This window comes from Streptomyces sp. MB09-02B (genome assembly GCF_033794485.1).
Taxonomy (GTDB): domain Bacteria; phylum Actinomycetota; class Actinomycetes; order Streptomycetales; family Streptomycetaceae; genus Streptomyces.
This window is the reverse complement of the sequence record NZ_JARGEE010000077.1, coordinates 21,608-27,860: the sequence shown is the minus strand read 5'-3', so window position 1 is coordinate 27,860 and position 6,253 is coordinate 21,608. Positions and strand designations below refer to the sequence as shown.

The 6,253-nt window shown below is 71.3% G+C and carries 5 protein-coding genes; all 5 read right to left on the bottom strand.

Features of this window, described 5'->3' with window-relative positions; genetic code table 11:
* Positions 1-206 precede the first annotated feature (206 nt).
* A complete protein-coding gene (locus P1P70_RS14035) occupies positions 207-1,244 on the bottom strand; it encodes a substrate-binding domain-containing protein (protein ID WP_319237171.1) in 1,038 nt (345 codons plus the stop codon).
* 36 nt (positions 1,245-1,280) lie between these two features.
* On the bottom strand, positions 1,281-2,300 hold the full coding sequence (locus P1P70_RS14030; protein ID WP_319237170.1) for an ABC transporter permease: 1,020 nt from the start codon (positions 2,298-2,300) through the stop codon (positions 1,281-1,283).
* Positions 2,297-3,880, bottom strand: coding sequence for a sugar ABC transporter ATP-binding protein (locus P1P70_RS14025; protein ID WP_319237169.1), 1,584 nt, complete (start codon positions 3,878-3,880; stop codon positions 2,297-2,299). The genes P1P70_RS14030 and P1P70_RS14025 overlap by 4 nt, the downstream gene beginning before the upstream one ends.
* 140 nt (positions 3,881-4,020) lie before the next feature.
* A complete protein-coding gene (locus P1P70_RS14020) occupies positions 4,021-5,202 on the bottom strand; it encodes an ROK family transcriptional regulator (protein WP_319237168.1) in 1,182 nt (393 codons plus the stop codon).
* A gap of 354 nt (positions 5,203-5,556) precedes the next feature.
* A complete protein-coding gene (locus P1P70_RS14015; RefSeq protein ID WP_319237167.1) occupies positions 5,557-6,231 on the bottom strand; it encodes a GntR family transcriptional regulator in 675 nt (224 codons plus the stop codon).
* Positions 6,232-6,253: the final 22 nt, after the last annotated feature.

Here is a 6,253-nt window from a genome sequence, read left to right as displayed (position 1 = left end):
GTTCCCGCGTCGGGCCCCGGCGCTCCTGGCTCCTCCGCCTCGGCCGGGTCGGGCTGCTGCGGCTGTCCCATGCGTGTGTCCTCCTCGTGGTGGCGCGGTGGGGGGGTGGGGCCCGGCCCGGCGGTCCGGGGCCGTCTCCTGGGCGGCCCCGGCCCCCGGTTCCGTTCGGGCCCGTGGTCCCGGTCGGGTCCGTCGTGCGGGACCCGTCACTTGAAGCCGGTGGCCATGTACTGGTCGACGTTGTCCTTGTCGACGACGGCCGAGTACAGCGTCAGCGAGGACGGGATCTCGAACTCGGCGAGGCCGCCGACCCCCTTGCCCTGGCCGAGGGCGCGGGCGAGGTCGATCGCGGAGGCGGCCATGGTCGGCGGGTAGAGGACGGTCGCCTTGAGCACCCCGTCGTCCTTCTTGATCGCCTGGAACGCGGAGAGCGCGCCCGCGCCGCCGACCATCAGGAAGTCGTCGCGCCCGGCCTGCTCGATGGCGCGCAGCGCACCGACGCCCTGGTCGTCGTCGTGGTTCCACAGCGCGTCGAAGTCCGACTGCGCCTGGAGGAGTTGGGCCATCTTGGCCTGCCCGGACTCGACGGTGAACTCGGCGGCCTGCCGGGCGACCTTCTTGATGTTCGGGTAGTTCTTCAGGGCGTCGTCGAAGCCCTGCGTGCGCTGCTTGGTCAGCTCCAGGTTGTCCAGTCCGGCGAGCTCGATGACCCGGGCCTCGCCCTTGTCCTTGAGCTGCTCGCCGATGTAGTGGCCGGCGTTGAGGCCCATGCCGTAGTTGTCGCCGCCGATCCAGCAGCGGTACGCCTGCGGGGAGTTGAAGATCCGGTCGAGGTTGACGACGGGGATGCCGGCCCGCATCGCCTTGAGGCCGACCTGGGTGAGCGCCTTGCCGTCGGCGGGCAGCACGACCAGGACGTCGACCTTCTTGTTGATGAGGGTCTCGATCTGCCCGATCTGCTGGGCGGTGTCGTTCGAGCCCTCGGTGATCTCCAGGGTGACGTCCTCGTACCGCTCTGCGCGGCTCTTGGCGTTCTGGTTGATCGCGTTGAGCCAGCCGTGGTCGGCCTGCGGTCCGGCGAAGCCGATGGTGACCGCCTTGCCGGGCTTGTCGTCGGCGGCCGGCTGGTCGTCGGCGGCCGGGGTGTCCTTGGTCTCATTGCTGGTGCAACCCACGAGGAGGGCGCCGGCCGAGACTGCGGCGGTCCCGAAGAGCAGTCCTCTGCGGCTGGTGAACTCAGGCATGGCGGTGGACCTTTCGCGTGTCGGCTCTTCGGTGGGTCAGGTCGTGCTGGCCGTGCGTCGCTGGACCAGGACCGCGGCGACGATGATCGCGCCCTTGGCGATCTGCTGGACGTCGCTCTGCAGGTTGTTGAGCGCGAAGATGTTGGTGATCGTGGTGAAGATCAGGACGCCGAGGACGGAGCCGGTGATGGTGCCCCGGCCGCCGCTGAGCAGGGTGCCGCCGATGATCGCGGCGGCGATGGCGTCGAGTTCGTAGAGGTTGCCGTTGGTGTTCTGGCCCGAGCCGGACAGCACGATCAGCAGGAAGGCGGCGATGCCGCAGCACAGCCCGGAGAGCAGGTACAGATAGAGCCGCTGGCGGCGGACGTCGATGCCCGCGAGCCGGGCCGCCTCCGCGTTGCCGCCGACGGCGACCGTGCGCCGGCCGAAGGTCGTGCGGTTCAGCACGAGCCAGCCGATGATCGTCACGAGTGCGAAGACCAGCACGAGCGGCGGGATGCCGAGGACATAGGCGTCGCGTTCGCCGAGGTCGAGGATGGCGTCGACGGTGACGACCTGCGTGCTGCCGTCGGTGATCTGCAGGGCGAGCCCGCGGGCCGAGGCGAGCATGGCGAGCGTGGCGATGAAGGGGACCATTCCGCCGTACGCGATGAGCAGTCCGTTCACCAGGCCGCAGCCGACGCCCACGATCACCGCCGTGAAGAGGATGCCGGCGAAGCCGTACTCCTGCGTGGCCACGGTCGTCGCCCAGACCGACGCCAGGGCGACGATCGCGCCCACCGACAGGTCGATGCCGCCGGAGGTGATGACGAAGGTCATGCCGACGGTGACGACACCGATGACCGAGGCCTGGGTGAGCACGAGTTGGAGGTTGCGGGTGTCGAGGAACTCGTCGGGCCTCGTGACACCGCCGATGAGGATCAGCGCGGCGAGCACGCCGAGGAGGGAGAGCGTACGGACGTCGGCCCGGAACAGCATGGTCCGCCAGGCGGGGGGCCCGCTCGCCGCGGGGGCCTTGTCGATGCTGTCCCTGGGCGGGGACACGGGCTGGGTCATGACGCCGGGCTCCCTTCACCGGTCGCGGGGCTTCCCGCTCCGGCCACCGGACTTCCCACACTGGCCACCGGGTTTCCTTCCATCACGAGGTCGAGGACACGGTGTTCGTCGAGTTCACGGGCGGGCGCGGTGTGCACGACCCGTCCCTCGCGCAGGACGAGCACCCGGTCGGCGAGGCCGAGGACTTCGGGCACCTCACTGGAGACCAGCAGGACGGCGAGTCCCTCGTCGGCGAGGCGGCGGACCACGGCGTACAGCTCGGCGCGGGCGCCGACGTCGACGCCCCGGGTCGGCTCGTCGAGCAGCAGGACCCGGCAGCCGCGCAGCAGCCAGCGGGCGAGGACCGCCTTCTGCTGGTTGCCTCCGGAGAGGGTGCGGACGGGGACGGCCGGGTTGTCGGGGCGCAGGGACAGCTCGCGGGTCGCCGCGCGCGCCCCTTTCCGTTCCGCTGCCCGGTCGATCCAGCCGACGCGCGCGAAGCGGGACATCGACGACACGGAAACGTTTCTGGTGACGGACTCCAGCATCAGCAGTGCCTGCGCCTTGCGCTCCTCGGGGGCGAGCCCGAGCCCGGCCCGTACGGCGGCCCGCACACTGCCGAGCCTCAACTGCGTTCCGTCGACGCTGACTTGACCGGCCGTGGCCTTGCGCGCGCCGTAGATCGTCTCCAGGATCTCCGAGCGTCCCGAGCCGACGAGTCCTGCGAGCCCCACGATCTCGCCGGGCCGCACCTCCAGGTCGAACGGCTCGAACTCCCCGGCGCGCGCCAGGCCCCGCACCTGGAGGACGGGCGCGACCTCGGATGGGGGCGCGGGCGGCCGGTCGGGGAAGACGTACTCGACGTTGCGCCCGGTCATCAGGGCCACGACCTCGCGCGTCGGCGTGGCCTTCGCGGGCAGCCCGCCCGCCACGGCCCGCCCGTCCTTCAGTACGGTCACCCGGTCGCCGATCCGGCGGATCTCCTCCAGGCGGTGCGAGATGTAGACGACGGCGACCCCGTCGGCGGTCAGGTCGCCGACGATCCTGAACAGGTTGTCGACCTCGTCCGGGTCGAGCGCGGCCGACGGTTCGTCCATCACGATCAGCCGTACGTCGTGGGAGAGCGCCCGGGCCATGGAGATGATCTGCTGCTGGGCGGCCGACAACTCGCCCACCAGCCGCGCCGGATCGACCTCCGGATGACCGAGTCGCTTGAGCAGTGCGGCCGTCGACGCCCGCGCCGCCTTCCCTCGTACGACGAAGCCGGCGGCGGTGGGCTCGTGTCCGAGGTGGACGTTCTCGGCCACCGACAGGCCCTCGACCAGGTCGAGTTCCTGGTAGATGGTGGCGATGCCGAGGCGCATGGCGGCGATCGGGGACTTCAGGGTGACGGGTTCGCCCCGCCAGGTGATGGTGCCGTCGTCGGGCTGGTGGGCACCGGCCAGGACCTTGATCAGGGTGGACTTCCCGGCGCCGTTCTGGCCGAGCAGACAGTGGACCTCTCCGGCCTGGACGTCGAGGTCGACGCCGTCGAGGGCCCGGACTCCGGGGAACGACTTGGTGATGCCGGACATGGTGAGCAGCGGTGGTTCTGGTGCCATGAGTTCCCCTTGGCGGGCGTGCGGGCCGGTTTCAGGGCGAATCCGTCTGCTGGGCAGGCGTTTCGGGCAGGGCGGAGCAGAGCGCTGTGCTGGTGGGCCCGGGCGGAGGAGGGCCTAGGTGAGTGCGAACGGAAGAGGGCTCACGCGGGTGAGAACAGGTGGTCGCTGATGAGACGGGCCGCGCCGATGACTCCGGCGGTGGGCCCCAACTCCCCCAGCACGATGGGCAGATTGCCGGTCGCGAGGGGTAGTGACTGACGGTAGACCTGGGTGCGGATGGCGGCGAGCAGGGTGTGGCCGAGGCCGGTCACCCCGCCGCCGATCACCACCAGGCCGGGGTTGAAGAAGCTGACGAGTCCGGCGATGACCTGGCCGGTGCGGTTGCCGCCCTCGCGTATCAGGTCGAGCGCGGTGGCGTCGCCGGCGGCGGCAGCGGCGGCCACGTCGACGGCGGACAGGGTGCCGTTGGCCTCCAGACGCGTGGCGAGTTCCGCCGAGAGTCCTTGCTGGGCCGCTTCCCTGGCGTCGCGGGCGAGCGCGGCGCCGCTGAAGTGGGCCTCCAGACAGCCCCGGTTGCCGCAGGCGCAGGGGCGGCCGTCCGGTACGGCGAGGATGTGCCCGATGTCTCCGGCGCTGCCCGTCGCCCCGCGGTGGACCTCACCGCCGACGACGATGCCGCAGCCGATGCCGGTGCCGATCTTGACGCAGAGGAAGTCGTCCACGGAACGGGCCACGCCCGCGTGCTGCTCCCCCATCGCCATCAGGTTCACGTCGTTGTCGACCATGACAGGGCAGCCCAGTTCCTGGCTGAGCGCCTCGCGGACCGGGAACCCGTCCCAGCCCGGCATGATCGGCGGGGCGACCGGGACGCCCTCCGGGAAGCGGACCGGTCCGGGGACGCCGATGCCGGCGCCGTCGAACCCTTCCGCGAGCCCGGAGGCCTTCAGCTTGGCCGCCATGGACAGCACCTGCTCGAAGACGGCGACCGGGCCCTCCCGCACGTCCATCGGCTGGTTGATGTGCCCGAGGATCTCCAACTCGGCGTTGGTGACGGCCACATCGATCGAGGTGGCGCCGATGTCGACGCCCAGGAACCGCAGTTGGGGAGCGAGCCGGATGTTGTGCGAGCGGCGGCCACCGCGCGAGGCGGCGAGTCCGTCGGCCACGACCAGTCCCGTCTCCAGGAGCCGGTCCACCTCCACGGCCAGCTTCGACCGCGAGAGGTCCACCCGATCGCCCAGCTGTGCCCGCGAGTTGGGCCCTCCGTCCCGCAACAGCCGCAGCAGCCGTGCCTGATGCGCGTTCGCGGGTCGAGCCGTCATGCGTCTCACAAGCCCCTCCCCGCCTCAACCGGCCGCAACGTCCGTCGGGTTCCGGCCACATGACCGCGACCGACCTTTCGCAGGGGAACGTAGCAGCGGCTGCCGGGGCTGGGAAGAAGTTGCGCACAGATTGCCGTCAACTTTCTCCACTCACAGGACAAAGGGCGTCGCGACGACGGGCCGGGACAGTCGCCGCCGACGGGCCGCGGGGCGCCCGGGCGCGGGGGCCCGCCGACTGCCGAGATCCACCACGACCCGGCGCCCGCTTCGGCCGCACACGGCAAGGGGCGGCCGCCTCAAGGACGACCGCCCCGCTCGTGAACGTCGGTCACTTCTCCCGCTCGTGAACGTCGGTCACTTCTCCCGCTCGTGGTACGTCTTCCGGGTGTGCTCCGTGTGGGCCCGCATGACCTCCGTGGCCCGCTGTTCGTCGCGGCCCGAGATCGCCGCGATGAGCTCGCGGTGTTCGATCCAGGACTGGTGGCCGCGTTGACGGGCGACCGGGGTGTAGTACCAGCGGACGCGGCGGTCCACCTGGGCGGCGAGTTCCGCGAGGACCGCGTTGCCGGCCAGCTCCATGACCTTGGCGTGGAAGCGGGCGTTGAGGGCGACGGCCGCGTCCACGTCGTCGGCCTCGACGGCCCGCTCACCCTCCGCGCAGAGCTCCTCCAGGGCCGTGATGCCTGCCGTACCGGCATTGGCCGCGGCGAGGCGGGCGGCCTCGGCCTCCAACAGGGTGCGCACCGTGAGGAGTTGGTCGGCCTCCGCCTCCGTCGGCTCGTGCACGAACGCGCCCTGGGCGGGCCGGAGATCGACCCACCCCTCGGTATTGAGCCGTTGCAGGGCCTCGCGGACGGGCTGCCGGGAGACCCCGAGGTGCCCGGCGAGTTCGCTCTCGACGAGGTGCTGGCCGGGGCGCAGCGCGCGCGTGGTGATGAGTTCGAGCAGGGCCTCGTAGACGCGGTCGCGCAGTGGACCGGGGCGTTCGAGCTTGGGCACGGCGCCTTGCGGAAGTCCTGTCGACAACATCGGGTCCCCCTCCAGAGCACCA

Bases quoted from the DNA above. Each gene is read 5' to 3' on its own strand.
- P1P70_RS14025 (WP_319237169.1), bottom strand. From the start codon at position 3,880: ATGGCACCAGAACCACCGCTGCTCACCATGTCCGGCATCACCAAGTCG.
- P1P70_RS14015 (WP_319237167.1), bottom strand. From the start codon at position 6,231: ATGTTGTCGACAGGACTTCCGCAAGGCGCCGTGCCCAAGCTCGAACGC.
- P1P70_RS14020 (WP_319237168.1), bottom strand. From the start codon at position 5,202: ATGACGGCTCGACCCGCGAACGCGCATCAGGCACGGCTGCTGCGGCTG.
- P1P70_RS14030 (WP_319237170.1), bottom strand. From the start codon at position 2,300: ATGACCCAGCCCGTGTCCCCGCCCAGGGACAGCATCGACAAGGCCCCC.
- P1P70_RS14035 (WP_319237171.1), bottom strand. From the start codon at position 1,244: ATGCCTGAGTTCACCAGCCGCAGAGGACTGCTCTTCGGGACCGCCGCA.